We start from the raw sequence: 25,956 nt of genomic DNA, 5'->3' as shown, positions 1-25,956 counted from the left end.
AAGACCTTCCTGCGGCCGGGTTCATAGCCGAGGAAGGCATCAAGGAGATATGAAAAAGGTTAGAATTAACAAAATGTAATAATGCTATTATATACTAAAAATCTTAATTTGTCACAGGTGTTGGGATTTCCGAGATACATTCGTGGCAAACAATTTTGCCTTTGAAGTAAGTGACGTTCTCAGCGTTACCACAGAAGATGCAGGCAGGCTCATATTTCTTAAGCATGATGCGTTCGCCGTCTACATAAATCTCCAATGCATCTTTCTCACCAATACCCAGTGTACGGCGCAATTCGATCGGAATGACGACCCGTCCAAGCTCATCGACTTTCCTTACAATTCCTGTTGATTTCATCATAACTTATAAATGCCCCTCTCGCCATAATTTAAAAAAGTCATAATTCGACATAGTTCTAGTTTTTATGTTACTTATAGTACCAACGATTCCCAAAACAGTCAACCTATTTTTTTGAAAAATCGGAACCTATTTACGAAAGTATAGTGAACAAAACCCTTGTATAGCAACGAAACTGCCATAATTGACCCAAAAATTGCTGCATTTTTCTAATTGTCGATTTGGAAAGCGCAATTTTACCTTATTCGACAGTGTTCGACATTATGCGTCAAAAGTAGTGTTTATCCGTTGTATCCGCAATTCATGATAAGGAGATGAGATCAATGTATTCACCCATAACAGAAGAAAAAGTGTTCAAGGATCCTATTCATAATTACATTCATGTCCAAGACGATGTGATATGGCGGTTAATCAATACGCCCGAATTTCAACGTCTTCGCCGGGTTAGGCAGCTTGGGACCTCCTTTCTGACTTTTCATGGTGCTGAACATAGCCGATTCTCTCATTCTTTAGGAGTCTATGAAATTACGAGAAGAATCATCTCTCAATTCGAACGGAAGGGATACTCGGATTGGCCCGCCGAAGAAAGACAAGTGGCACTCTGTGCAGCCCTGCTTCATGACTTGGGTCATGGACCCTTTTCCCACTCTATAGAGGAAGCATTCCATATGCATCACGAGGATTGGACATGCCGGATCCTGCTTGGTGATACTTGCGTCAATAAGGTGCTGCAAGAACTCGGAGCCGACTTTCCTGAGAAAGTAGCCTCCGTGATCAACAAAACCTACGATAAACCGATTGTCATGAACCTGGTCACGAGTCCACTCGATGCCGATCGGATGGATTATTTGTTAAGGGACGCGTATTATACGGGAGTCAATTACGGAACCATAGATATTGACCGGATTTTGCGGATGCTGCGGCCGCACCGGGATCGGATCGTCGTGAAGGAATCCGGCATGCACGCCGTAGAGGATTATCTGATGTCACGATATCAGATGTACTGGCAGGTATATTTTCACCCTGTCACCCGTAGCTCCGAGATCATCCTGCGTCAAATCTTTCGCCGTGCGAAGGAATTGCATGACCAAGGGTATGCTTTTCAGTTTATGGTGGAGCCTCTTTCGGCTTTGTTTGCCAATTGCCTCAGCGTGCAACAATATCTGCGGCTGGATGAAGCCCTGATCCAAACGGCATTTCTGCAATGGACGGAGGAAGAAGACAAGCTTCTCAGCGAACTATGCGGCCGTTTCATGCATCGGAGACTCTACAAATATGTAGAAATCGACAATATGGATTTGGATACCATCGACGGAATACGCCAAGCGTTCCGTGAGGCGGGACTGCATCCGGAATATGATCTGGAGATTGATTTTCCAACCGATCTTCCTTATGATAAAGTTCATTCTGATCTGCCGCTTTACGAGCAGCAGATTCTGCTCCTGGACAGGCATGATACCCTTAGAGAAATCTCGGAAGTATCCGAGATTGTACGCTCGATCAGCGGTATCCATAAAGGAAGATATCATCTGTATTATCCGGAAGAAAAAATAACCCGCGTACTGGGTGTTATGCCGAAAAATATAGCAAGCCTCTTTTCGCAGCACAACTGAAAAAACGAAATCGTTAGAAAGTCTCGTATACGTATAATACAAGCAAGTGCGGAAAAACCGAATTCACAGGAAACGACAGGAAAGGAGAGTGTGAAACATTATGCTGTTCGACACACACACTCATATGGATGCTCCCCAATTCGACGAAGACCGGGAAATGGCGATCAAGCGGGCGCTTGAAGCCGGCGTGACCCGGATGATCAATATCGGATTTAACCGGGAAACGATTCCGAGCACGATGAAGCTGGCAGAGACTTATGATTTTATTTATGCAGCTGTGGGCTGGCATCCTGTTGATGCAATCACCATGCAGGATGAGGATCTGGACTGGATCGCATCCTTATGCAGCCATGAGAAAGTGGTGGCAATCGGGGAGATTGGTCTGGACTATCATTGGGATACATCTCCGAAGGATGTCCAACACCTTGTTTTTCGGCGTCAAATCGAACTTGCCCGGGAGCTGAACATGCCGATCGTCATTCATAACCGGGATGCGCATGAAGATATCGTTAAGATTTTGCGGGAGGAAAAGGCATCTGACGTCGGAGGTGTCATGCATTCCTTCTCCGGCAGCTGGGAAACGGCCAAGATGTGTCTCGATATGGGATTTCATATTTCGTTTGGCGGGCCGATTACCTTCAAAAATGCGAAGCAGCCTAAAGAAGTCTTGGCGAAGGTTCCATTGGATCGGTTATTGATCGAAACGGACTCGCCTTATTTAACACCTCACCCATTCCGCGGGAAGCGAAATGAGACCGCTTATGTCAAATTGGTGGCGGAGATGGCAGCCGAAATAAAAGGCTTGTCCTTTGAGGAATTGGCCCGGATTACTACCCAAAATGCACTGGAACGATTTGGCATTTAACGAAAAAGGGAGCAAAAGCGATGAAAAGAGGAGCTTTCGCGACTAATTAAAGTTTTTTAATCAGAAAAGGCGCCGATATTACAATATTTTAACCATTTACATGAGAAAATGTGGTTGATTGTTGCTTTACAACCTGCATGTAAACAGGATATCATCTTTTCAGTGATAAGAAGCTGCGATGTGCAGATCACAGCCGATTATTTCATGAACCATCTCGCTTAATCTCCGAATTTGTGGAGAACGGGGGAACCGATACTGCTGTGTATGCTGTTTTTGATGCACGGAGCTGTATTTGATTCTTTTTCGGGTCTTTGGGGTGAATGTGAAGGATCTCGCCATGAGCGGTATCCGGAGCTAGGGCGTCTCTCTTACGTCCGAACCCGACAGCTAACTCCGTAAGCGAAATAAGAGGGGAAATCTCGTGCATACCATTTCCATGATTCTAATCATCAGGAAGCCACGTCAGAGCCTCTAGTACTCTTTCAATGGCTTTCTTTTATTTTGAATAATGGCGAGGGAATCATCATACGCTTGGTAAACAAGGGTGGTGATCGATGGACGGGAAGATGGGGACTGACGCAGGGCGTTAGATAGATAGCAGGGCGCCTTGTGAGAACAATTGCTATAGTCACGTCAAATGCATTCATGCGTTACTGAAGGCGGCGGGACTATGAAGGAGGATGGAATAGTGGGCATTTTTCAACCTGAAGAAACCCATGAATCGCAATCATCCAGCATGTCTTACGCATTGAGATGGAAGCATGACAATTTGCGTCAATTGATGTTGCTCGGGGCTATGGGAGCCATTACGGTATCACTTCTCATATCGCTGGTTGTCCATGATCAGTCAGGCAAGGAAGTTCAGCTTGTTGTAGATGGTCGTGTCACCACGGTAGAAACACGCGGATCCTTGTTGCAGGAGTTGCTGGATGAACAAGCGATCACGCTGAGTCCTCAGGATCAGATTTCGATGCCTTTAAACGGCGCGATCCAGGACGGAGACCGAATCATCATAAAACGGGCAGTTCCAATCAACGTTACAGTAGGCAGCACAACCCAAACCATATTTACATCCCAGGAAACAGTGGATCACGTACTGAAAGAGGCTGGTATTGCGGTCCAGGGTGAAGATATAGTACAACCGTCGCAGAGCACGGAGCTGACCAGCAATATGAATATCCATGTCGTTCGCGTCACGAAACAAAACGTTAAGGAGACAGAGAACCGGGAATTCCGTGTGATCAAGACTGCCGATCCTTCGCTTGAAAGAGGGGATAACCGCGTCATTCAGCGGGGCGAGCCTGGTCTGATGGTGAACCATTATGAGAAGGTCTACCACAACGGCAAGCTGGTTTCCAAGACGAAGGTCTCTCAACAGGTCGAGCGCAGAACGAAGGATAAGATCATTGCTGTAGGCACGAAAAAAGTGGAGAAGCCTGTAGTTGTGCAGGCAGCAGCTACTCAAGTGAAAGCTACACCAGCTAAGCTGTCTGGTACGAAAAAGGTAACGGCAGCCAAGGCTGTGCAGAACAACGTGGTTTCCCGCGCAGGCGTAGATTTTAAATACACCAAGGTGCTGAATAACGTGTCGATGACGGCATACTCTGCTGAACAAAAAGGTATCGGCACACGCACCGCATCCGGCACGCGAGTAACGGAAGGGCGTACGATCGCCGTAGACCCGAACATCATCCCGATCGGATGGTGGGTATATATCGAAGGCATTGGCTTCCGTCGTGCTGAAGATACAGGCGGTGCTATCAAAGGACATAAAATCGATGTTTATTATGATTCATTGAAATCGGCCATGAATTTCGGCCGGAAGAGCGGCCGCACCGTATACGTGATCGGTCCGGTTAAACCTGAATTAAATTAATCGCATGAAAACCAATTTACAATGCCATTCTAATGCTATACTATTTAGCTTATAATATATGATGATGAAGAAGAGGGAATATTTCCTCTTCTTTTGTTTTGTAAAGAACGAAGCATATCAGGCGAGGCAGAGCCGTTAATTGGCTTACAAGCCTGGATCCTTGAGAAGGAAGAGAATACGGATGATTAAAGAAGTAATCGTTGTGGAAGGCAGAGACGACACAGTGGCCATTAAACGGGCGGTTGACGCGGATACGATCGAAACCGGCGGCTCTGCGATCAACAAGTCTATTCTTAAACGTATCGCGCTCGCACAGGAACGCAGAGGCGTTATCATATTGACCGATCCGGATCATGCAGGAGAGCGGATCCGCAAAATTGTGGAACAGCGTGTGCCCGGCTGTAAGCACGCCTTCATTCCAGAGGAGGATGCTACCCGTAAAGGCGATATCGGAGTGGAGAATGCCTCTCCGGAAGCGATACGGCGTGCATTGGAGCGGGTACATACCTCTTTTGAGGGAAGAGAGAGCCTGATTAGCCTGGATGACTTGCTGGAGGCTGGCCTATCGGCCCATCCGGATGCAGCTGCAAGACGTATGACGATGGGGAATATACTGGGCATCGGCTACTGCAACAGCAAGCAATTTCATAAACGACTGGCCATGTTTCAAATATCGCGAGAAGAATTTCTGGCCGCGCTGACGCAGCTGGAAGAAGGGGGCACAGGCCAATGAGCCGGACTGAAGATATTTCAACACCGAGAAGAACGAAGGAGATCATTGCACGACATGGATTCTCCTTCAAGAAGAGTCTCGGTCAGAACTTTCTGATCGATCAGAACATTCTGTCCAAGATCGTGGAAGCGGCAGGCTTGGATAAAGATAAGGGAGCGCTTGAAATCGGGCCTGGCATCGGTGCGTTGACAGAGAAGCTGGCACAGACAGCAGGAGTCGTCACAGCGGTCGAAATTGATCAGCGTCTGATTCCGATTCTGAAGGAAGTGCTGGAACCTTATGAGAATGTGAAGGTCCATCACGGGGATGTTCTCAAGGTAGATCTTCATGAATTATTCCGCCAGGAGTTTGCGGGCGTATCGAAGGTAAGCGTTGTGGCTAATTTGCCGTACTACGTGACAACACCGATTCTCATGAAATTGCTGGAGGAGAAGCTGCCCCTGGAGAATATCGTGGTGATGATCCAGAAGGAAGTAGCGGAACGGATGGCGGCGGCACCTGGGAGCAAGGATTATGGAAGTCTTAGCATTGCCGTTCAATATTACAGTGAGCCCAAGTTGGTCTGTATCGTGCCGCATACGGTGTTTATTCCACAGCCGAATGTCGCATCGGCCGTTATACGTCTCGCTGTTCGAGAAGAGCCGCCTGTTCGCGTGGAAGACGAGGGATTCTTCTTTGAGGTGGTACAAGCTTCTTTTGCACAGCGGCGGAAGACGATTGCTAACAATTTGAAGAGCCGCTTCTTTTCAGGGGAAGGCCGGGAGCGGCTCGAGCAGCTGCTGCAAGAAGCGGGCATTGAGCCCTCACGGCGCGGAGAGACGCTTAGTATTGAAGAGTACGCCAGGCTCAGCAATGTGCTGTACCACGCAAATATTCGCTGATCCGGCTTGAATCCGGCTGTTAGAGCGACGCTTCCGGCAGTGAAGGGCTTTAACACTTATAAATCGTTATTTCGCAAGAACCAATATTCACAGTAGCCCATACCATAGGGTAGGGGTGATATTGTGATGAACTTGGGAGACTTGGTCGTCCGTAAATCATACGGCGGCGATGTAACGTTCCGGGTGGAAGGCATGCGGCAAAATAATAATATCGTCATCAAAGGGACGGAATTCCGGTTGCTGGCCGACGCTCCCGTTAATGATCTGGTGACGGTTCCGCATCCCACCTTAAGCGAACGAACAAAGCAGGCGCAGATCAAAGCCAATGAGTCGCTGGACCGCCTGCAAAAGCATAGACAGGAGCAGAGCGAACGCCAATGGGCTAATCTTAGAGGGATTGACGGCGGTCAGCATGCGGATAAAGGATATTTTGATGTGCCGGGCAAGGTGCTGCATTTGGATGGGGATCCCCAATATCTCAAGAAGAGTTTGGCCTTATACAGCCAGCTTCGGGTCCCCGCGGAAGGTCATTATATCACTGAATCGGCGATGGCCGATTCGTTATATCGTCTTCTTCCGCGGGTAAGACCTGATATCGTAGTGATTACAGGCCATGATGGCGTACTCAAGAGACGGCAGCCATACGATTTATTAAGCCTGGACAGCTATAAGAATTCGCATAACTTCGTGACAGCGATTCAGGTAGCACGCCAGTATGAGCGTAATCTGGACTCCCTCGTGATTGTGGCAGGCGCATGCCAATCGCATTTTGAAGCGCTGCTGCAGGCAGGGGCTAATTTTGCCAGCTCGCCAGGGCGAATTCTGATTCATGCGCTGGACCCCGTGTATGTGGCTGCGAAGGCGGCCTATACGTCAGTTCGCGATACGGTGAACATGCACGACGTCGTACATCATACGATTAGCGGAAGCCAAGGCGTAGGAGGGATCGAGACGAGAGGCAGCTATCGCATTGGCCTGCCGAAGCTGCAGGATCTGTCTACCTTAAAGGTAACACCTTCAGTCAGTTAAATCTTCTGCAAGGATATTCCAAGGCCCGCTGTCAGCGCTGATAGCTATTAAAGGAGAATATAACAACAGGAAAACCCCACAGGCTGGGGTTTTTTGTTGTGCTCATTGATTTTGTAAAAAAGTTGTCAAAAAAATATACATAAAATGTGTCAATTTAGCGCATATTAAAGCAAATGAACGCGAGAATTACCGGGTCAAAAAAAAACGTTGACAACATATTTTTGTTGCTGATATAATTAATGTTTTTGAATTGACAACGTACTGAATCTACGATATAATGGACAAGGAAAGAGGTGGTCGTCGACAATGGCTAAAAACGCGCTGTTGGAAATCAAACGCAGTCTCGATGCCCATTTAGGGCAAAAAATTACGCTTCGGGCTAACGGTGGCCGCCGGAAGACCGTCGAGCGTACTGGTGTTTTGGAAGAAACGTACCCTTCTGTTTTCATTGTGAAGTTGGATCAGGACCAACAAACGTTTAAACGTGTGTCTTACAGTTATGCCGATATTTTGACCGAAACAGTGGAAATTATGGTCACCGGTGACGACAATGAGATGCGTATCACCTATATCAAGTCATAACGTCATGAGAGAGCAGTCTCCACTTACAGAGGAGGCTGTTTTTTGTTGCCATCCTTTCGTGGGGATGACAAGGAAGGGTCGGATGCATACTAAGGCTGCACCCGCCTTCCGGGTGAGGGGTTAAAGAGCAGGTGGGGATGTTTTAAGCTCTTTACGACGCTGGGTGCTGTTCATTGCCATACTCAATACATTTTTCAAGGAGGCGGAATGAATGAGCAGGAGAAGACGAAGCATTATGTCTGATCAATTGAAGACCGAGCTTGCTAAGGAATTGGGCTTCTATGACACCGTGGAGAAGGAAGGCTGGGGAGGCATTAAAGCCAAGGATGCAGGCAACATGGTAAAACGGGCAATCGAGCTCGCCGAGCGGGCAGCCCGCAAATCCGATCTGTAAGAGTCGCATGATGGAAAAGCAGGGTCTTCCGGTACACGGGAGGCCCTGTTTATATAGCTGGCAATCAAGGAGTTCTCTCCTCAAACAGTCTCATGACTTCAAAGCTTGATTTTGTTAATATAAAGGCATTAGATGTTTTTTCTCGAATATGTTAAGTTCAAGCATATGGGAAAAGCTAAGGATAGGTGAACGATCTTGAAAATATACGAAAAAGCACCGGCCAAGATCAATTTGATGCTGGATGTGCTCCATAAACGTCCTGATGGCTTCCATGAGGTAGAAATGGTCATGACGATGATCGATCTTGCTGATCGGCTCGAAATGTCAGAACAGAAGCGGGACACCATCATCATTACCTCACAGGCAGGATACATACCGCTTGACGAGAAGAATCTAGCCTTTCAAGCCGCAAAATTAATAAAAGAGCGCTACGATGTGAAGAATGGGGTACATATTCACCTGGACAAAAAGATTCCCGTTGCCGCTGGACTGGCAGGAGGAAGCAGTGACGCTGCAGCCACGCTACGAGGCTTGAATCGTCTTTGGGGCCTGGACATCCCTCAGGAGGAGCTACTTGCACTAGGCGCAGAGCTCGGCTCGGATGTGCCCTTCTGCGTTAGCGGCGGCACGGCGCTGGCTACAGGACGCGGCGAAGTGCTCACGCCCATCCCGAACCCTCCGCAATGCTGGGTGATTGTAGCGAAGCCGCCCATCAATGTGTCAACCGCGGAAGTATACGGCCGCTTGCGGAGTGAACAGATTCAGCACCATCCATCAGCTGAGCGCATGGTGGAGGCGCTTCAGCAGGGGAGCTTTCAGCAGATGTGCCAATCGCTTGGCAATGTGCTGGAGGAAGTAACCCTGAAGCTGCACCCGGAAGTTCAGCAGCTGAAAGACGGCATGCTGAAGTTAGGGGCTGACGGCGCCCTTATGTCGGGCAGTGGTCCTACGGTCTTTGGCCTAGTTTCCAAGGAATCCAAAGTGGCCCGGATATACAATGGCCTGCGGGGATTTTGCAAGGAAGTGTATGCTGTTCGCCTGTTAACCTAGAATTACGTGGAGAATAAATCTCAATAATGTTTGTATAAATACGTACAAAGATGTTATATTTGATGTATAATATTCGGATTTAGCGAGGAACCCTAGTGAAAAAATTAAAACGAAGCGAACGATTGGTCGATATGACCCAATACTTATTATCCAAACCGCATACGCTGATACCTCTGACGACGTTTGCTGACCGATATGGAGCAGCCAAGTCATCCATCAGTGAGGATTTGGCCATTATCAAGGACGTGTTCGAGAGCGAGGGGCTCGGAGAGCTTCAGACGCTGGCTGGCGCCGCGGGTGGAGTCAGATACATCCCTAAACTGCGCACAGACCATGCTCTGCGTTTTGCAGAGGAGCTGTGTGAGCAATTACAGCAATCAGACCGGATTCTGCCAGGTGGCTATCTGTACATATCTGACCTGCTCGGGCAGCCGTCGCTGATGAATGAAGCCGGAAAGATTATTGCAACGGCATTCTCCGACCGTGAGATCGATGTGGTGATGACCGTGGAAACGAAGGGAATTCCGTTAGCCTACGCCACGGCAGCCCAATTGAACCTGCCTGTCGTATTAGTTCGTCGGGACCATCAAGTGACGGAAGGATCGGCCGTAAGCATCAATTATGTCTCAGGCTCGCATAAGAGCATTCATACCATGTCTTTATCCCGCAGAGCACTGAAGGAACGCTCCCGTGTGCTAATCGTGGATGATTTCATGAAGGCAGGAGGAACCATCCAGGGAATGGTCGATTTGCTGGGTGAATTTAATGCCGAAGTCGCAGGTGTGGGTGTACTGGTGGAATCAGGAGCAGTGGAAACAGAGGAAAGACTTCTAGAGGACTATATTTCAATTGCGATCTTAAGTGACGTAGACTCCAAAACGAAGAGCATAACGGTAAATCCCGGAAACTACTTCGAAAAATAAGATTGCGATATTTGTCGATATTGTAGCGGTTTCCTTCGAATTAGCCCGAAGTCTGTCGAAAATATCACATTCTAAAAAAAATTCCTGATTTTAGGATATTTTATAGTATAAAAAGAAGGATTTTAGGTTTGCTATGTGGAATTATACACCAAGTCTCTGATGGAAAAAGGTGGTGAACACATATGCAAATTACGGATGTCAGACTCCGCCGTGTTAACTCTGAGGGGAGAATGAAGGCAATCGCATCCATTACCATCGATAATGAGTTTGTCGTTCACGACATTCGCGTCATCGACGGTAACAATGGAATGTTTGTTGCAATGCCGAGCAAACGCACTCCGGATGGAGAATTCCGCGACATTGCCCATCCCATTTCTTCCGGTACCCGCGAGAAGATTCAATCGGCTGTATTGGCTGAGTATGAGCGAGCGGCTACAGAAGAAGAAGTGATTGAAGAAGGCGCTTAAGTTTTACAATTGGGGTTCAAGGAAAAGAGAGCCATATCTATGGCTCTCTTTTCTTTTTTTGTAGAATGATATATATTCAGTAGTGAGTTCAAGAGGAGGAGGCATGGCCCTTGAAAAGATATGCTATTGTGCTCGCCGCTGGGCAGGGCAAACGTATGAAATCCAAACTTTATAAAGTGCTGCATCCTGTTTGTGGCAAGCCGATGGTTGGACACGTACTGCAAACGGTGCAGCAGGTAAACTGTGAACGCAGCGTTGTGGTCGTAGGACACGGAGCAGAAAAGGTCCGTGCCTATCTGCAAGACGCAGCTGAATATGTTCTGCAAGAGCAGCAGCTCGGAACAGGTCATGCTGTAAAGCAGGCCAAGGAACTTCTGGGTGCCGAGGAAGGATCCACGATTGTCATCTGCGGCGATACTCCGCTCGTGACGTCCGAAACACTGGAGAATCTTCTGAAACTTCATGAAAGCAGCCATGCGGCCGCTACCGTACTGACTGCGCATATGGATAACCCGAAGGGTTACGGCCGGGTCATCCGCGGCGAAGATGGAAGCGTGTTGCGGATTGTTGAACAGAAAGATTGCAGTCCAGAAGAGGACGCAGTCACTGAAATTAATACCGGTACCTATTGTTTTGACAATAAAAAGCTATTTGCGGCATTAGACAGCGTGACCAATCAGAATGCGCAGCAGGAATATTATCTGACCGATTGTATCGGAATTCTGAAACAAGCCGGCGAGACCGTGCTTGCTTATCAGACAGATGACTATGCGGAATCGATTGGCGTGAATGATCGTCTTGCCCTATCGGAAGCTGAAGGCTTCATGAGAGATCGCATCAATCGCTTGCACATGTTGAACGGTGTTACCATCATCGATCCGGCTTCAACGTACATCGGTGCTGATGTTACCATTGGCTCAGATACCGTACTGTATCCGGGGACTGTTTTGAAAGGTAATACGGTGATCGGTGAAGATTGCGTGATCGGACCGGGCTCCGATATCGAAGATTCCGTTATCGCGGATGGTGCTAGCGTCAAACATTCGGTGCTATGCAGCGCTGAAGTCGGTTCTCGTACCACCGTAGGGCCTTATGCTTATCTTCGTCCAGGCGCCAAGCTGGGTGAGGACGTGAAGGTAGGCGATTTCGTCGAAGTCAAGAATGCCACCATTGATAATGGATCCAAGGTATCTCATCTCAGCTATGTGGGGGATGCCAAGGTCGGCAAAAACGTTAATATCGGCTGTGGTGCGATAACAGTCAACTATGATGGATATAATAAGTCCGTTACCGAAATTGAAGATGATGCCTTTATCGGCAGTAATGTGAATTTGATTGCACCGGTGAAGGTAGGCAAGGGCGCATTCGTTGTTGCAGGCTCTACCATAACGCATTCGGTTTCGGATAATGATCTGGCCATTGCCAGACAGCGTCAAGAGAACAAGCCAGGGTACGCAGAAAAGATGCGAGCACGCGCTATTGCCAAGAAGAACAATAAATCGTAATCATTCCTGCTTCTGTTTAAGATCGAAGTGGTGATCGGATAGCCTAATTCAACGAACCAGCACGGAGGGTTTTTATTCTATGACTTATCTTGATTCGAAATTAAAAATATTCACGTGTAATTCCAATCCTAAACTTGCCCATCAAATTGCTGATTATATCGGTATTCCGATGGGGGAATCACATACAACCAGCTTTAGCGACGGCGAGATTCAAGTAAAGCTCTCCGAGAGCGTACGGGGCTGTCATGTTTATATTGTGCAGTCTACTTGTTTGCCGGTAAATGATAATCTCATGGAGCTGCTGGTTATGGTGGATGCGCTTAAGCGGGCATCGGCGAAGAGCATCAACGTGGTCATTCCGTACTACGGATATGCCCGTCAAGATCGCAAAGCGCGTTCGCGGGATCCGATCACCGCTAAACTGGTTGCAAACCTGATCGAAAAGGCAGGCGCCCATCGTGTCATTACGATGGACCTGCATGCGATGCAGATTCAGGGCTTCTTCGACATTCCGGTGGATCATCTGCTCGGCGTGCCGATCCTTGCCCAGTATTTCCGTTCGAAGCAGATCGAGAATCCTGTCGTTGTTTCTCCGGATCACGGCGGGGTGGTACGTGCCAGAAAGCTTGCTGATTTCCTGAATGCGCCGCTTGCCATTATTGATAAGCGCCGCCCTGAGCCGAATGTCAGCGAAGTTATGAACATTATCGGGAATATCGAAGGCAAGACGGCTATTCTAATTGATGACATCATTGATACGGCAGGCACGATTGTGCTGGGTGCCAACGCATTGATGGAAGGCGGGGTCAAGGAGGTCTATGCATGCTGTACCCACCCGGTTCTATCCGGTCCGGCACATGAACGCCTGGAGAACTCTCCGCTCAAGGAAGTTGTGGTAACAGACACCATTCCGATTACCCATCCGAACCCAAGCAGCAAGCTGACCGTGCTGTCGGTTGCTCCGTTAATGGGCGAAGCCATTATCCGGGTTCACGAGGAATTGTCGATCAGCAAGCTGTTTGAGATAGAATAATAAACCGTGTAAAGGCAGGGTTACATCTCCTTCATAAGAGATGTAACCCTTGTCGGCTATGGAGAGGATGCAGGTCATCCATCCAGCTGTGTAGCACAGCCGGAAAGAAAACGTTTTCATTATTAGGGCCTGCTTGGAATCGGCCTATCCTGTCAGTACCCGGGTCTCGATATGAAAGTAAATGTGCCCCGGTTGTAAAGCGTACCCTCAAGCTCGACAAAATAGGCATCAACTGCTGTAATAAGTCCAATGTCTATATGACAGCCGAGTTCATAGACTTGAACCGGGATGCCATGTTTCATGTGATATTGAAAATGGCTGTGATGCGTTAACTTTCGTTCATTCGTATTCAATGCCGATTTCACCTTCTTAAGAGGGCATACGCCAATGGGTTTTGTTCATATTGTACTCAGAAATGGACAAAGAAGAAAGTATAAATCGTGAAAGGAATCAACCTGTGATGAAATGGATCGTCGGACTGGGCAACCCCGGACCAAATTATGAGAAGACTAGGCACAATGTCGGGTTCATGGCGCTGGATGCTTTGGCAGAACGCCACGGCATGAAGTTTAATCAGAATAAATGCAAATCGGTCATCGCCGAGGGCATGATCGCAGGTCATAAAACGGTTCTGATTAAACCGATGACGTATATGAATCTATCAGGCGAGGCTGTTCGCGCCTATATGGATTATTACAAAGTGAGTTTGGAAGATATGATTGTGGTCTATGATGATTTGGACACCGCCGTTGGCAAGATTCGTCTGCGGTATCAGGGCAGCGCCGGAGGGCACAATGGTATCAAATCGATCATTCAGCATACAGGCACGCAGAGCTTTAACCGTGTCCGTATGGGCATCTCGAGGCCCGAGCCGGGTTATGCCATTGTTGACTACGTGCTGGGAACCTTCCCGAAGAAAGAGCGGGAACTTCTGCAGAATATGGTGGAAGAAACTTGTGATGCTTTGGAATTCAGTCTGGATCATACCTTTGAACAGACGATGGCCAAGTTTAACAAGTAGAGTAGGGTAATCGGATTCAAGGGATTCGAAGATGACCAGAGCCCTCCGTTACCAAGGAAACCAACGTCTTAAACAAGGGAAATTCGGGCATACTGAAGGTATATACGACCTTCAGGAGGCATATGATGGCGATAACTTATGTTTGCAGACACTGTCGAGCGTTTCAGGGCCGCATTGATTCCCATGACATATCCGATGCTCGTCTCGGTTTCGATTCCTTGACCGCTGAGGAACGCAGGGATATAATAGCGTATGATTTTAACGGAGAGGTCATGGTCCGAGTAACCTGCGACCATTGCCGAGAAGCCCTGGAAGCTCATCCGGAACTCAGCCTTTTGGTAAATCCCTTACAATAAGCGTATAATGGAATACAAGAACGTTTTTTGGTAGAAGACATACAGCGGCAGTGCCTGTCGCTGCTCTAGCCTTGGCAGTTTTGCTCAAGGCTTCTTTTCGATTATGATTTTTTGGCAATCGTCCAAAATCCCATGAGAAATAGAGTTTAAGAAATTCATTTCTTTTGCATAAGAGAGGTGCCCCCTTTTGTTACAAGCACTTATTGATGTATTTTCGAAAGACTCGGATTTCAACTCCATAACGGCTGGCGTTCATGCCGGCATGAGAGAGCAATTGATCTCCGGTCTTTCCGGATCGTCCAGACAAATCTTAATGGCTGCACTCCACCAAGACCAGCAGCGCCCGCTGCTTGTAGTCACACATAATATGTTCTCAGCCCAGAAGATTGCGGATGATTTGCAGGAAGCGCTCTCACCCGAACAGGTGTTATTATACCCGGCGAACGAACTAGTGGCGGCCGAGTCCGCAGTTTCAAGCCCCGAGACGCTCGCGCAGCGGATAGATGTACTCGTCCAATGTGCAAGAGGCTTTCGGGGTGTTGTTGTTGCGCCTTTTTCGGGAGTGCGTCGTCTTCTTCCTGCTCCAGAAGTGATGGCTGATGCCCGTATAGTGCTCCATGACGGCGGAACGCTCCAGCTTGATTCATTCTTGAACCAAATGATCGGGATGGGTTATGAACGGGTGGAGCGCGTGGAGAGCCGCGGGGAGATGAGTGTCCGCGGCGGCATCATTGATTTTTATCCCATGACAACGGCCATGGCGTACCGCGTCGAGCTGTTTGATGAAGATATTGACTCGATCCGTACCTTCGACCCGGCGGATCAGCGTTCCGTTGATAAGGTGCGGGAAGTTACGATTACACCTTGCAAGGAAATCATTGCAGACTCGGAGCGGCTTAACCGTACGGCAGATACAGTCGCCAGGAAGCTGGAAACGCAACTCGAGCGCATGAGCGACCGCCAAGCCAAGCTTCGCCTCCGGGAAGAACTACACCGGGAAGTGGAAATGCTGCGTGAGCGGATCTATTTCCCTGAGATCTATAAATATATTTCTCTGCTGTATCCGGAGAAGACATGTCTGTATGATTACATGCCGAAGGATACCATCCTTATTATGGATGAGCCTGCCCGTCTGCTGGAAACAGCCAAGCAGCTGGAACGCGATGAAGCCGAGTGGAATTTGCATCTTATGCAGAATGGCAAGTCGCTGCCGGATCTTCCATTATCGCTGGAAACCGAGGAACTGATCTATCAGCATCCTTATCAGAGCCTCTTGATTTCTATTTTCTTGCGCCAGGTGCCGAGAATGCAGCCGCAGAATATCGTCAACCTGGTTACACGTGGCATGCAGGATTTCCATGGCCAGATGAATGTGCTCAAGGCAGAGATGGAGCGATGGAAGAAATCGGGCGTTCAGGTCATGATGCTGGCGGGTGACGCCGAGCGGATGGAACGTATGCGGCGGGTGTTGCTGGATTATGGAATCGAAGAACCGCTTATGTATGAGGGACATCTTCAGAATGGCTTTGAGATGCCTTCGGTCCACACAGTCATTATCACCGAGAACGAGATGTTCTCCTCGAAGCAGCGCAAAACGCGAAAAACGACCCGGAATATAGATAATGCCGAGCGCATAAAGAGCTACACCGAGCTCAAAGTGGGCGATTATGTGGTGCATCAAAACCACGGAATCGGGAAATATATGGGCATCGGAACACTTGAAATCAATGGAATCCATAAGGATTACATGCATATTTTGTACGCTGGCAGTGATAAGCTGTCCGTTCCGATTGAGCAGATCGATCTGATCCAGAAATATGTCGGTTCTGAAGACAAGGAGCCCAAGGTTTATAAGCTGGGCGGGAACGAATGGACCCGGGTTAAGAACAAGGTTCGTTCTTCCGTTCAGGATATCGCTGACGATCTGATTAAATTGTATGCAGAGCGTCAATCAGCGCCCGGGTACGGATTTGAGAAGGATACGTCGGAGCAGCAGGAATTTGAGGACATATTCCCTTATGACGAGACACCCGATCAGCTTCGTGCCATTACCGAAATCAAGAAAGACATGGAACAGAACCGGCCGATGGACCGGTTGTTGTGCGGTGATGTGGGGTACGGCAAAACGGAAGTGGCAGTTCGTGCAGCATTCAAGGCCGCGATTGAAGGTAAACAGGTTGCAGTCTTGGTGCCGACTACGATTCTGGCCCAGCAGCACTATGAAACATTCCGTGAGCGTTTCGCCAATTACCCGATTAATATTCAGGTGCTGAGCCGTTTTCGCGGTCGTAAGGAGCAGAATGAGACGATCAAGAAGGTTAAACAGGGCACGGTCGATATATTGATCGGAACCCATCGCCTGCTGTCCCAGGATATTGTATTCAAAGATCTGGGACTCCTGATCGTGGATGAAGAGCAGCGGTTCGGCGTTACGCATAAGGAGAAACTGAAGAAGCTGAAAACCAATGTGGATGTACTTACGCTGACGGCAACCCCGATTCCGCGTACCCTGCATATGTCGATGCTTGGTGTCCGGGACTTGTCCGTCATCGAGACGCCGCCGGAGAACCGTTTTCCGGTGCAGACATATGTCGTAGAGCACAGCCAGACTTTGGTGCGGGAAGCTATCGAGCGGGAACTGGCCAGGGGCGGACAGGTGTACTATCTCTACAACCGGGTCCAGGGTATACAGGAAATGGCAGCCCAAATCTCCATGCTGGTGCCGGATGCCCGGGTGGGTGTTGGCCACGGCCAAATGTCCGAGACCGAGCTTGAGAAGACCATTCTCGACTTCCTGGACGGCGAGTACGACGTATTGGTAAGTACGAGCATTATTGAAACAGGTGTCGATATCCCGAACGTAAACACGCTGATCGTGCATGACGCTGACAAAATGGGTCTCTCCCAGCTATACCAGCTGCGCGGACGCGTGGGTCGTTCCAACCGGATCGCTTATGCTTACTTCACCTACCAGCGTGATAAGGTACTGACTGAAGTGGCCGAGAAGCGGCTGCAGTCTATTAAAGAATTCACGGAGCTTGGCTCCGGTTTCAAGATTGCGATGCGGGACCTGTCGATTCGCGGAGCAGGTAACTTGCTTGGAGCCGAGCAGCATGGCTTTATTGCTTCCGTCGGTTTCGACCTGTATTCGCAGATGCTGGCAGAGGAAATCCAGAAACGCAAAGTCAGCATGCTGGGAGAGCCGTCCTTGCCTTCGAAGGATTGGAACACATCCATTGACCTTGGCATCGATGCCTATTTGCCATCGGATTATATCTATGACAGCATTCAAAAAATCGAAATTTATAAAAAAGTGGCTGTCGTTTCGTCGATTGATGAATCGGCTGAGCTTGAAGACGAGCTGCTTGACCGCTTTGGTGAGCTGCCGCTTGCGGTAAGTAACTTGCTCGCGGTATCCCGCCTGAAGGTTTACGGCCGTATGTATGGGATCGATTCGATCACCCAGCGAGGGGATGACGTCCTGCTGCAGTTCTATGAAGGGCAGGATAAGGCGGTTAACACGGCAGGACTTGCGCAAATTGGAAATCTCTTTGAAAGACGTGTACAATTTGAACAAGGGCCCGCCATAGTCATACGGATCAAGGGTAAAGGGCTCAGCGATCAACAATTATTAGAATTGTTGGAGCAATTCCTGGAGGCTGCACGAGAGCCATTCAACCTGAAGGGAGAACTACAAAATGCCGTCAAGAAATAACAAGGCATGGAAGACATTTATTGTATCGATTACAGCGGTACTATCCATGTCGATGATCGCTGCGTGCGGAAACGACAAGGCTAAGGAAAAAGTAGAAGATAACAGTAAAGTCATTGTCAAATATAAGGGTGGCGAAATGACCGAGAAGGAATTTGACCTGGAGCAGCGTGTGGTCAAGGTCATGTCCCCGGAATATGCCCAATTTTTGGAAATGGATGAGTTTAAGGAGTATTTGGCGAAGCAAGGGGTAGCCTATGAATACCTCTACGGCAAAGCGGATGACAAATCCAAGCAAGCTGCCGAGAAGCAAGCCGATGATCTGTTGAAGCAATATAAAAACGGAATGGGCGAAGAGCAGTTCAAGTCCGTGCTTGCATCACAGAAATTAGAAGAGCAGGATTTGAGGAACTATATGCTGCGCGTATTTACCGTTATGGAGCAAGAGAAGAGCCAGGTCTCTGAAGAGGATATCAAGAAGGAGTTTGAAGCGAACAAGAAGGATTACACCAATATTAGTGTTCGTCATGTCCTGATTGGCTTCAAAGATCCGGAAGGTAAGGAAAGAGCAGAAGGCGAGGCACTTAAAATTGCCAAGGAAGTTGAAGCCAAGCTCAATCAAGGGGAGGACTTCGCCAAGGTAGCGAAGGAATATTCCGAGGATCCTGGCTCCAAGGACAAGGGCGGCTTGATTGAGAACAAGCCAGCTGGAACCTGGGTGCCACAATTCAAGGAAAAAGCGCTGACCCTGGAGCTGAATAAAATCAGTGATCCGGTTGAGACTGATTACGGTTACCATGTGATGAAGGTCGAGAAGCGTGAGGAAGTGACATACGACAAACTTCCGGCAGATCAGAAAGATGGCATTCGGAACGAGCTGGCTTCGGCGAAGATCGATAACTTTATGCAGAATGAGCTCAATGGCCTGATTGAGAGCATGAACCTGCCGAAGAGTGAGAAGACGGACAAGCCTGCTGAAGATGCAGGCACCGACAAGAAAGACGGAGCTACCGATAAACCGGCAGAAGGTGAAAAGACACCGGATGCTGGCAAGGAAGATACAGGTAAATAGGTTTTAAGGTTAAATGTGGGATTTTATAGAATCCATAACGTGTGAATGAGCGCGTTATGGATTTTTTCTCCCCGAAAGTGGGCTTGGAAGGCTCATTAAGCCTTACCTGAGACGATATTTATTTTTGGATTTCGCAACCAACCAAGGGTAGATGATGTATAAGGAATTGGGAATGGATGAATACTATGGTCAGACATTAACTCTTAAATACCTGGGGACATCCTCTTCTCGAATGGAACAGTAGTTGAAAAATCTTCTTATGAAAGTGGGGCAACAAGTGACATGAAAGCTACTGGTATCGTCCGCCGTATTGATGACCTCGGGCGCGTGGTCATTCCAAAGGAAATTAGACGCACATTGCGGATTCGCGAAGGTGACCCGCTCGAAATTTTCGTTGACCGGGATGGAGAAGTCATTCTGAAGAAATATTCACCAATTGGTGAATTGGGTGATTTTGCGAAGGAATATGCAGAATCCCTTTATGAGAGCACAGGTCACATTACGCTTATATCGGACCGTGATACATTTATCGCCGTAGCAGGCGGCTCCAAGAAGGAGTATTTGGACAAGCCCATCGGCAATCTTTTGGAGAACTGTATGGAGAATCGTAAGACGGTGCTCGAGAGCAACAGCGGCACTTATGAGATCAGCAAAGACAATCCGGAAGCCATGTCTGCTTTCGTTGCTGCACCTATCATTGCAGGAGGAGACCCGATCGGCAGTGTCGTGCTGCTGAACAAGGACGAATCCGTAAACATGGGTGAGATGGAAGTGAAAATGTCTGAAACCGCCGCAGGCTTCCTCGGCAAACAAATGGAACAGTAAGACGAGGATACCGCTCCTTGGATGAAAGACTCCCGCTGAACGTTGATCCCAAGGGTCAATCGGCAGCTGGGAGTTTTTATTGTCCGGCCTTTTTGTGCCGCGCTTCCACCCTTGGTTATAATGGAGGTACACATGACAGCATTGCAGAAGAATGCTGGTCTGTAATCCGGTAGTAAGACTAGGGGACAGGAAGCGAAATGAAACCAGATCAAACAGGAGCAAGAATGCTGCAGGGAGCTTTTATTCTCGGTGCGGCTGCGGTGCTGTCCAAGCTGATTGGCACATTGCAAAAGATACCGCTGCAAAATATGGGCGGGGATGCAGTATTCGGCATTTATAACACGGTTTATCCGTTTTACATGATGATCATTACGGTTGCGGCGATTGGCTTCCCGGCAGCCGTCTCCAAATATGTTGCCGAGTATGAGACGGAAGGGCGTACCGAGGATGCTCATCGGCTGCTGCGTTTATCTTCTGCCGTGTTGGCGTTGTTCGGGGCGATTCTCGGTATACTAATGTACGCTTGTGCTCCATGGATAGGGCAGTGGATCGGAAGCAGCCAGGTTGTTCCCGCTCTCCGTGCAGGTGCGCTGGCACTAGCGTTCGTTCCTTGGATGTCCGTGCTGCGTGGTTATTTTCAGGGGTTGCATGAGATGATGCCGACTGCCATGTCCCAGGTTACCGAACAGACCGTTCGTGTCGGGGTCATGATTGCCCTGCTGCTCTACATGGTTCGCTCCGGTGCGGATGCCGATATGATTGCAGCGGGGGCTTTGTTCGGATCTGCCGCCGGCGGTGCAGCCGGGCTGATGGTGATGATGCTGTATTGGCGTGCTCATATCCGCTCATATCGGGGAAGAGCAGGGAGAGAGACACAGAAAGGAAGAACGTCGTCCGTAATACAGGGTTCGGGAATGCAGGCAGGTGTGGACAAGGAGAGGGCGGGTGTTCTCATCCGTCGTCTGTTTGCCTATGGCATCCCGGTCTGCCTTAGTTTGCTCGCCGTTCCACTTATCGGGCTGGTGGACACCTTCACTGTGCCCCGTCTGCTGGCCTCCAGCGGATTTGGGGAAGACTTGGCAATGGCTCAGTTTGGAATCTATAACCGCGGTCTGCCGCTGGTCCAGTTGGTTACTATGCTGGCGGCCTCCTTGTCGGTTCTGTTCATCCCGGCATTGGCGGAAGCCAAGTTCCGGGGAGAGTTAAACCGGGTCGCAGGCCAGACCAGGATGGCGCTTCGCTGGTTCTGGCTGATCGGGATGACAGCATCTGTCGGCTTGGCCGTGCTGGCCGAGCCGATCAATATTATGTTGTATGAGGATCCGGCAGGCACGGTGACGATGCGAGTGATCGCATTCACGGCTGCCGGGGGCACATTGAGTACGATTACGGCTGCGCTGCTTCAAGGCATGGGCATCGTAAGAGCCCCAGCATTTCATCTGCTCGCTGCCGCGGGACTGAAGCTGCTGCTCAATCTGCTGATGGTGCCACTGCTTGGCATTACCGGGGCCGCGATCGCTGGCGTGGCTGCCCATTTGGCAGCCGCAGCGCTCAACCTCTCGCTGCTCTCGCGCCGTGCGGGAGCAAGGCTTGATGGAGGTGCTATGCTCGCAAGGACGCTGCTGGTTCTAGCCGCGGTGGGGCTTACGGCCTGGGGTACCAGTAAGGCACTCAGCGGCCTGCTAGCGGTCTTTGGCTTCGCCCCCGAGCGCCTTGCCTACACCGCCATGAGTCTCGGCGGCGTTGCGGCCGGTGGACTGGCCTTTCTCATCGGCGCAGCGCTCACGAGGCTCCTCACGGCAGAGGAGCTTGCGCAGCTGCCAAAGCTGGGCAGACCGCTGTCCGCCTTCTTGCGGTTTATGCGTGTGCTGCGCTAGGCAGGGCAGACGTGTGATGTTTGATCTTCTGTGATATAGTAGTGTACGATAATGACGTCGACAAGGCGGATGAAGAGCGAAAGGAAGTAGTGTTATGAGTGCATCCATTACGGTGGTCGGCCTGGGTTCGGGCAATCCGGATCGATTAACGATAGGTATCCTAAAAACCATGCAGCGCGCATCGAAGGTATATGTCCGCACATTATCCCATCCGGTTATCGCTGCGCTCAACGAACTTGAGGTACATCCGGACTCGTTTGACCATTTGTATGAAGCGCATGACACCTTTCCTGAGGTGTACGAATCCATTGCTTCCGCACTAATCAATCTGGCCAAAGCCGGTGATGAAGGTCAAGAGCTGGTCTACGCGGTACCGGGACATCCGATGGTAGCAGAAGCCACAGTCCGTTTGTTGCGGGAACGCTGCCCTGCGCAGAATGTGACGCTTACGGTGCTCGGCGGCGAGAGCTTTTTGGACGAGGCATTCGTCCGTCTTGGTTTCGATCCCATTGAGGGCTTTCAGCTTCTTGATGCCGCAGAGCTCAGCGCAAGTCTTGTTCAGCCGCAGCTGCATACCCTGATTGGCCAGGTGTATGATATGTTTACCGCTTCTGAAGTGAAGCTGGCGCTGATGGAGCTGTATCCGGATGATTATCCGGTCATTGTCGGCCATGCTCTGGGCGTTGAAGGTGAGGAAGTCATCGAGCGCGTGCCATTGTATGAGCTGGATCGTATCGAAGGATATGGAAACCTATCCCTTGTCTACGTGCCCCGGAGTGATGACAGCAAGCTTCGGCAGCGAACATTTGCCAGGCTGCATGAAATTGTCGGCATTCTTCGCAGTCCTGAGGGATGCCCATGGGATCGTGAGCAGACCCATGAGTCCATCCGCAAAAATCTGATCGAAGAAACCTATGAGGTGCTTGAGACGATTGATGAGGATGACCCAGAGCATATGCAGGAAGAACTCGGCGATCTGCTGCTGCAGATCATGCTTCATTCCCAGATGGAAGAGGAGCTCGGCACATTTACGGTGTATGATGTGATTCAGGCTCTGAATGACAAGCTGATCTACCGCCACCCGCATGTGTTCGGCGAGAGCCATGCCGAGGATGCAGAGTCTGCCCTGCAGAATTGGGAACAGATGAAGGCTGAGGAGAAACGCCGCAAGGGGCTCTCCCCGGAGAAAGCTTCGGCACTGGACGGCATACCGCGGGATCTTCCCGCATTGATGAAGGCGTACAAACTCCAGAAGAAAGCATCCAAGGTTGGCTTCGATTGGGATCATATCGAGGGCGTATTTCAGAAGATTGAAGAAGAACTCGGCGAACTGCGGCAGGCAGTAGCGGAGGGGCAGTCGGAGCGGGATACGGCATTGGAGCTAGGAGATTTGTTGTTCGCCGTCTCGAATGCGGCAAGATTTATCGGAGCAGACCCGGAAGAAGCACTTTCGAGAACCAATCGGAAGTTTGTTGCTCGCTTCAGCTACATAGAGCAGCAGCTTGCTGCTCAGGGCAAAACTCTGCAAGAGAGCACGCTGGACGAAATGGAAGCTCTTTGGCAGGCGGCTAAGACAGAAACGCGTGAAAATTAAAAAAAATAGCGAATCACGGCAGGAATTCTGCAAGGCATCCAGAATAATCATGTATGGTGAAACCTTGCCAGAAGCAAGGCGGTATAACCGAATAACCGAAATTTAATATTTTTCTGATAATTGGGAGGATTTAATTCATGAACAAAACAGATCTGATCAACAACATTTCCAGTAAAAGCGGATTGACAAAAAAAGATGTAGAGAACGTATTGAACGGCTTCCTTGGTGAAATCACCGACGCGTTGGCTAATGGCGATAAAGTGCAATTGATCGGTTTCGGTACATTTGAAACTCGCAAGCGCGCTGGACGCACAGGCCGCAACCCGCAAACAGGCAACACAATCGAAATTCCAGAATCCAACGTACCTGCATTCAAAGCAGGGAACAAACTTAAAGAAGCTGTAAAATAATGCGTGTCGATAAATTCCTGAAAGTATCGAGGTTAATCAAGCGGCGCACCGTAGCGAAAGATGTATCGGATCAAGGCCGGGTATTGATCAATGGCCGTGAGGCGAAACCGAGCAGCACGGTTAAATTGGGCGATGAGATCACCGTTCAATTTGGCCAGAAGCTGGTGACCGTCCGGGTCGAGCGTCTTACCGAGACAACCCGTAAAGAGGAGGCAACCAGCCTCTATACCTTGGTCAAGGAAGAACCGATCGTAAAGGATCGCGGATTGGACTGGTAGCAGCCTAATCCGTTCCATGAAACGTCCCTCTCACCATATGGTGCGGGGGGCGTTTCTATTTTCCTTAAGATGTGTATATAGAATAGGGTGTTTCAAGCCCGTTCCTTTCGGTAAGTCCTTTCTGGCAGCGCATTGATCTTTCACGAAGTGTGTACGCTTGTTCCGGTTCTAAAGACAGGTACCTCCCCATAAGCTATTGTTAAAAGGAGGGGTACATGCCATGATCGACCAAGGGAAGGGCAAGTTTCATGACCTGAGGATGCAGAACCGAAAGCTGCTGGACATTACGGGCGTCCAGAATGTAGAGAGCTTTGACAGTGAGGAGTTTCTGCTTCAAACCGAACTGGGTCATCTCACAATTCGAGGCCAGAATTTACATATTAAGAATCTCAGCCTGGAAGAGGGGCTTTTATCGATTGAAGGTCAGGTGCATTCGCTGATATATCTGAACCCCGGATCGCAGGCCAAGAACAAGAGTCTGCTGGGCAAGCTGTTTAAATGAATCCCAGCGTACAGTGGATCACGCTGCTCTGGATGCTCTTCTCCGGAGCGGCGATGGGCGTCGCCTTTGACAGCTACCGGGTGCTGGCAGGGCAGCTCCGATTCCCGTCATGGTCTAAGCATGCCCTTGATTTCTTTTATTGGATTGCGGCAGCCTTCTTCATTTTTCGCATGCTGTATGTGACCAACAACGGACAGCTACGCTTTTATGTGTTTGTTGGGCTAATTATAGGGGTTTGGATCTATTTTTTATTATGGAGTGTCATAACCCAGCGTTTTGTGGTAATGTTAATTCAGGTGACAAAAGGCTTGCTGTCCTTTTTGTACAAGCTATTCCGTATGTTGCTGTGGAATCCGATTATAGGAATCCTGATGCTGTGCTTAGGATTGCTAAGGTTTCTATGGAAGTTTCTCCTGTCGCTGTTGCGTTTAATACTTAAATGCCTCATGCCTTTTTGGCGGCTATTGAAGTGGATGGTCAGACCCATCACATCCAGGCTCAGACTGCCTGCATGGTACAAGCAATTTGCGGACAAGGTTATTAAGGCGTGGAAGCGCTGGTTTTAGGAGGTATGGTCATGGGAAGATTTGCTGATCCGTCGAAGCAGGCTCCCCAACAAACCAAGACAAAGAACAAAGGCGCCCGCCGGCGTAAAAGAATGTTTGTGGCGATGATGGCGCTGTTTTTGATCTGGGCAGGTTCGACGCTCTGGTCCCAGAATGACCGCATCCGTAATCAGAATGAAGCGCTGACTCAGAAGCAAGAGGATTATAAGTCCGTTGAACAATCGCTGACGCAGATTACTCATGAAGTGGAGCGATTGAAGGACCCTGAATATATTGGGCAGATTGCCCGCAAGAAGTTTGGACTGTATCTGCCAAACGAGACGCCGATCATTCAGCCTCAGAATTCGGGCGAAACGCCCTAATCGAGCATGATAGACGTCTGTTGACCTTGTTCAGGTCATTATCGTATAATCAAATCACCGCAGCGCGATTTATAA

At 49.2% G+C, this 25,956-nt stretch carries 27 protein-coding genes and 1 riboswitch; of the genes, 25 read left to right on the top strand and 2 right to left on the bottom strand.

The annotated features are described in order from the left end of the window. Positions 1 to 103: 103 nt before the first annotated feature. Entirely contained in the window at positions 104 to 358 is a 255-nt protein-coding gene (locus AM231_RS24610; RefSeq protein WP_006207408.1) for an AbrB/MazE/SpoVT family DNA-binding domain-containing protein, read from the bottom strand. Positions 359 to 678: 320 nt separating this feature from the next. Here AM231_RS24610 and AM231_RS24605 point away from each other — a divergent pair, with 320 nt between their 5' ends. From AM231_RS24605 to AM231_RS24545, 13 genes are all read left to right on the top strand, one after another. Beyond that, a complete protein-coding gene (locus AM231_RS24605; protein ID WP_054405015.1) occupies positions 679 to 1,968 on the top strand; it encodes an HD domain-containing protein in 1,290 nt (429 codons plus the stop codon). Between the two features lie 97 nt (positions 1,969 to 2,065). Further along, on the top strand, positions 2,066 to 2,833 hold the full coding sequence (locus AM231_RS24600) for a TatD family hydrolase (protein ID WP_207383696.1): 768 nt from the start codon (positions 2,066 to 2,068) through the stop codon (positions 2,831 to 2,833). 205 nt (positions 2,834 to 3,038) lie between these two features. Then, a riboswitch (cyclic di-AMP (ydaO/yuaA leader) is annotated at positions 3,039 to 3,251 on the top strand. A 270-nt stretch (positions 3,252 to 3,521) separates the two neighbouring features. After that, positions 3,522 to 4,709 (top strand): 3D domain-containing protein, encoded by a 1,188-nt coding sequence (locus tag AM231_RS24595; RefSeq protein ID WP_053490718.1) that lies wholly within the window; start codon positions 3,522 to 3,524, stop codon positions 4,707 to 4,709. A 181-nt stretch (positions 4,710 to 4,890) separates the two neighbouring features. After that, positions 4,891 to 5,442 (top strand): ribonuclease M5, encoded by a 552-nt coding sequence (gene rnmV / locus AM231_RS24590; protein ID WP_054405012.1) that lies wholly within the window; start codon positions 4,891 to 4,893, stop codon positions 5,440 to 5,442. Next, positions 5,439 to 6,323, top strand: a complete 885-nt coding sequence (gene rsmA, locus AM231_RS24585) for a 16S rRNA (adenine(1518)-N(6)/adenine(1519)-N(6))-dimethyltransferase RsmA (protein ID WP_054405010.1) — start codon at positions 5,439 to 5,441, stop codon at positions 6,321 to 6,323. The genes rnmV and rsmA overlap by 4 nt, the downstream gene beginning before the upstream one ends. Before the next feature lie 126 nt (positions 6,324 to 6,449). Then, the gene (gene yabG / locus AM231_RS24580) at positions 6,450 to 7,352 is read left to right on the top strand and encodes a sporulation peptidase YabG (protein WP_054405008.1); all 903 of its coding nucleotides are present in this window, start codon (positions 6,450 to 6,452) and stop codon (positions 7,350 to 7,352) included. Positions 7,353 to 7,658: 306 nt separating this feature from the next. Beyond that, positions 7,659 to 7,934: a biofilm formation stimulator Veg gene (gene veg, locus AM231_RS24575; RefSeq protein WP_006207415.1), complete on the top strand. Its 276-nt coding sequence runs from the start codon at positions 7,659 to 7,661 to the stop codon at positions 7,932 to 7,934. 211 nt (positions 7,935 to 8,145) lie between these two features. Next, positions 8,146 to 8,328, top strand: coding sequence for a small, acid-soluble spore protein, alpha/beta type (locus AM231_RS24570; RefSeq protein WP_009591920.1), 183 nt, complete (start codon positions 8,146 to 8,148; stop codon positions 8,326 to 8,328). 195 nt (positions 8,329 to 8,523) lie between these two features. Continuing rightward, positions 8,524 to 9,378 (top strand): 4-(cytidine 5'-diphospho)-2-C-methyl-D-erythritol kinase, encoded by an 855-nt coding sequence (gene ispE, locus AM231_RS24565; RefSeq protein WP_053490714.1) that lies wholly within the window; start codon positions 8,524 to 8,526, stop codon positions 9,376 to 9,378. A 95-nt stretch (positions 9,379 to 9,473) separates the two neighbouring features. Further along, positions 9,474 to 10,301, top strand: coding sequence for a pur operon repressor (gene purR, locus AM231_RS24560; protein WP_053490713.1), 828 nt, complete (start codon positions 9,474 to 9,476; stop codon positions 10,299 to 10,301). Between the two features lie 182 nt (positions 10,302 to 10,483). Further along, on the top strand, positions 10,484 to 10,768 hold the full coding sequence (spoVG, locus tag AM231_RS24555; protein WP_006207419.1) for a septation regulator SpoVG: 285 nt from the start codon (positions 10,484 to 10,486) through the stop codon (positions 10,766 to 10,768). A gap of 110 nt (positions 10,769 to 10,878) precedes the next feature. Then, positions 10,879 to 12,273 carry a bifunctional UDP-N-acetylglucosamine diphosphorylase/glucosamine-1-phosphate N-acetyltransferase GlmU gene (gene glmU / locus AM231_RS24550; protein ID WP_054405006.1) on the top strand — a complete coding sequence of 465 codons (1,395 nt, stop codon included), beginning with the start codon at positions 10,879 to 10,881 and terminating at the stop codon, positions 12,271 to 12,273. A gap of 79 nt (positions 12,274 to 12,352) precedes the next feature. After that, a complete protein-coding gene (locus AM231_RS24545; protein WP_053490711.1) occupies positions 12,353 to 13,306 on the top strand; it encodes a ribose-phosphate diphosphokinase in 954 nt (317 codons plus the stop codon). Positions 13,307 to 13,458: 152 nt separating this feature from the next. Here AM231_RS24545 and AM231_RS24540 read toward each other — a convergent pair whose 3' ends face one another. Beyond that, positions 13,459 to 13,659 carry a hypothetical protein gene (locus tag AM231_RS24540; RefSeq protein WP_054405004.1) on the bottom strand — a complete coding sequence of 67 codons (201 nt, stop codon included), beginning with the start codon at positions 13,657 to 13,659 and terminating at the stop codon, positions 13,459 to 13,461. Positions 13,660 to 13,766: 107 nt separating this feature from the next. On the opposite strand from AM231_RS24540, the gene pth reads away from it, so the two are divergent. From pth to AM231_RS24480, 12 genes are all read left to right on the top strand, one after another. Beyond that, positions 13,767 to 14,327, top strand: a complete 561-nt coding sequence (gene pth, locus AM231_RS24535) for an aminoacyl-tRNA hydrolase (protein WP_053490709.1) — start codon at positions 13,767 to 13,769, stop codon at positions 14,325 to 14,327. 125 nt (positions 14,328 to 14,452) lie between these two features. Continuing rightward, positions 14,453 to 14,683, top strand: coding sequence for an anti-sigma-F factor Fin family protein (locus tag AM231_RS28420; RefSeq protein ID WP_082341797.1), 231 nt, complete (start codon positions 14,453 to 14,455; stop codon positions 14,681 to 14,683). A 187-nt stretch (positions 14,684 to 14,870) separates the two neighbouring features. Then, the gene (mfd, locus tag AM231_RS24525) at positions 14,871 to 18,398 is read left to right on the top strand and encodes a transcription-repair coupling factor (protein ID WP_053490707.1); all 3,528 of its coding nucleotides are present in this window, start codon (positions 14,871 to 14,873) and stop codon (positions 18,396 to 18,398) included. Then, complete coding sequence (locus AM231_RS24520) at positions 18,382 to 19,467, top strand: peptidylprolyl isomerase (RefSeq protein ID WP_053490706.1); 1,086 nt, start codon at positions 18,382 to 18,384, stop codon at positions 19,465 to 19,467. Before mfd ends, AM231_RS24520 begins: the two co-directional genes overlap by 17 nt. 282 nt (positions 19,468 to 19,749) lie before the next feature. Then, a complete protein-coding gene (gene spoVT, locus AM231_RS24515; protein WP_053490705.1) occupies positions 19,750 to 20,292 on the top strand; it encodes a stage V sporulation protein T in 543 nt (180 codons plus the stop codon). 197 nt (positions 20,293 to 20,489) lie between these two features. Next, positions 20,490 to 22,169 (top strand): putative polysaccharide biosynthesis protein, encoded by a 1,680-nt coding sequence (locus AM231_RS24510; RefSeq protein WP_054405000.1) that lies wholly within the window; start codon positions 20,490 to 20,492, stop codon positions 22,167 to 22,169. A 94-nt stretch (positions 22,170 to 22,263) separates the two neighbouring features. Then, the gene (gene yabN, locus AM231_RS24505; protein ID WP_054404997.1) at positions 22,264 to 23,763 is read left to right on the top strand and encodes a bifunctional methyltransferase/pyrophosphohydrolase YabN; all 1,500 of its coding nucleotides are present in this window, start codon (positions 22,264 to 22,266) and stop codon (positions 23,761 to 23,763) included. Positions 23,764 to 23,900: 137 nt separating this feature from the next. Beyond that, positions 23,901 to 24,173: an HU family DNA-binding protein gene (locus tag AM231_RS24500; protein WP_053490702.1), complete on the top strand. Its 273-nt coding sequence runs from the start codon at positions 23,901 to 23,903 to the stop codon at positions 24,171 to 24,173. Further along, entirely contained in the window at positions 24,173 to 24,451 is a 279-nt protein-coding gene (locus AM231_RS24495) for an RNA-binding S4 domain-containing protein (RefSeq protein ID WP_053490701.1), read from the top strand. The genes AM231_RS24500 and AM231_RS24495 overlap by 1 nt, the downstream gene beginning before the upstream one ends. Before the next feature lie 220 nt (positions 24,452 to 24,671). Then, positions 24,672 to 24,953, top strand: coding sequence for a sporulation protein YabP (yabP, locus tag AM231_RS24490; protein ID WP_006207432.1), 282 nt, complete (start codon positions 24,672 to 24,674; stop codon positions 24,951 to 24,953). Beyond that, a complete protein-coding gene (gene yabQ, locus AM231_RS24485) occupies positions 24,950 to 25,519 on the top strand; it encodes a spore cortex biosynthesis protein YabQ (protein ID WP_054404996.1) in 570 nt (189 codons plus the stop codon). Before yabP ends, yabQ begins: the two co-directional genes overlap by 4 nt. 11 nt (positions 25,520 to 25,530) lie before the next feature. Next, complete coding sequence (locus AM231_RS24480; protein ID WP_053490699.1) at positions 25,531 to 25,881, top strand: FtsB family cell division protein; 351 nt, start codon at positions 25,531 to 25,533, stop codon at positions 25,879 to 25,881. Positions 25,882 to 25,956 lie beyond the last annotated feature (75 nt).

Source organism: Paenibacillus solani, from assembly GCF_001277345.1.
GTDB lineage: Bacteria > Bacillota > Bacilli > Paenibacillales > Paenibacillaceae > Paenibacillus_AQ > Paenibacillus_AQ solani.
The sequence above is the reverse complement of the archived record's forward strand: the minus strand, read 5'-3'. Positions and strand labels throughout refer to the sequence as shown.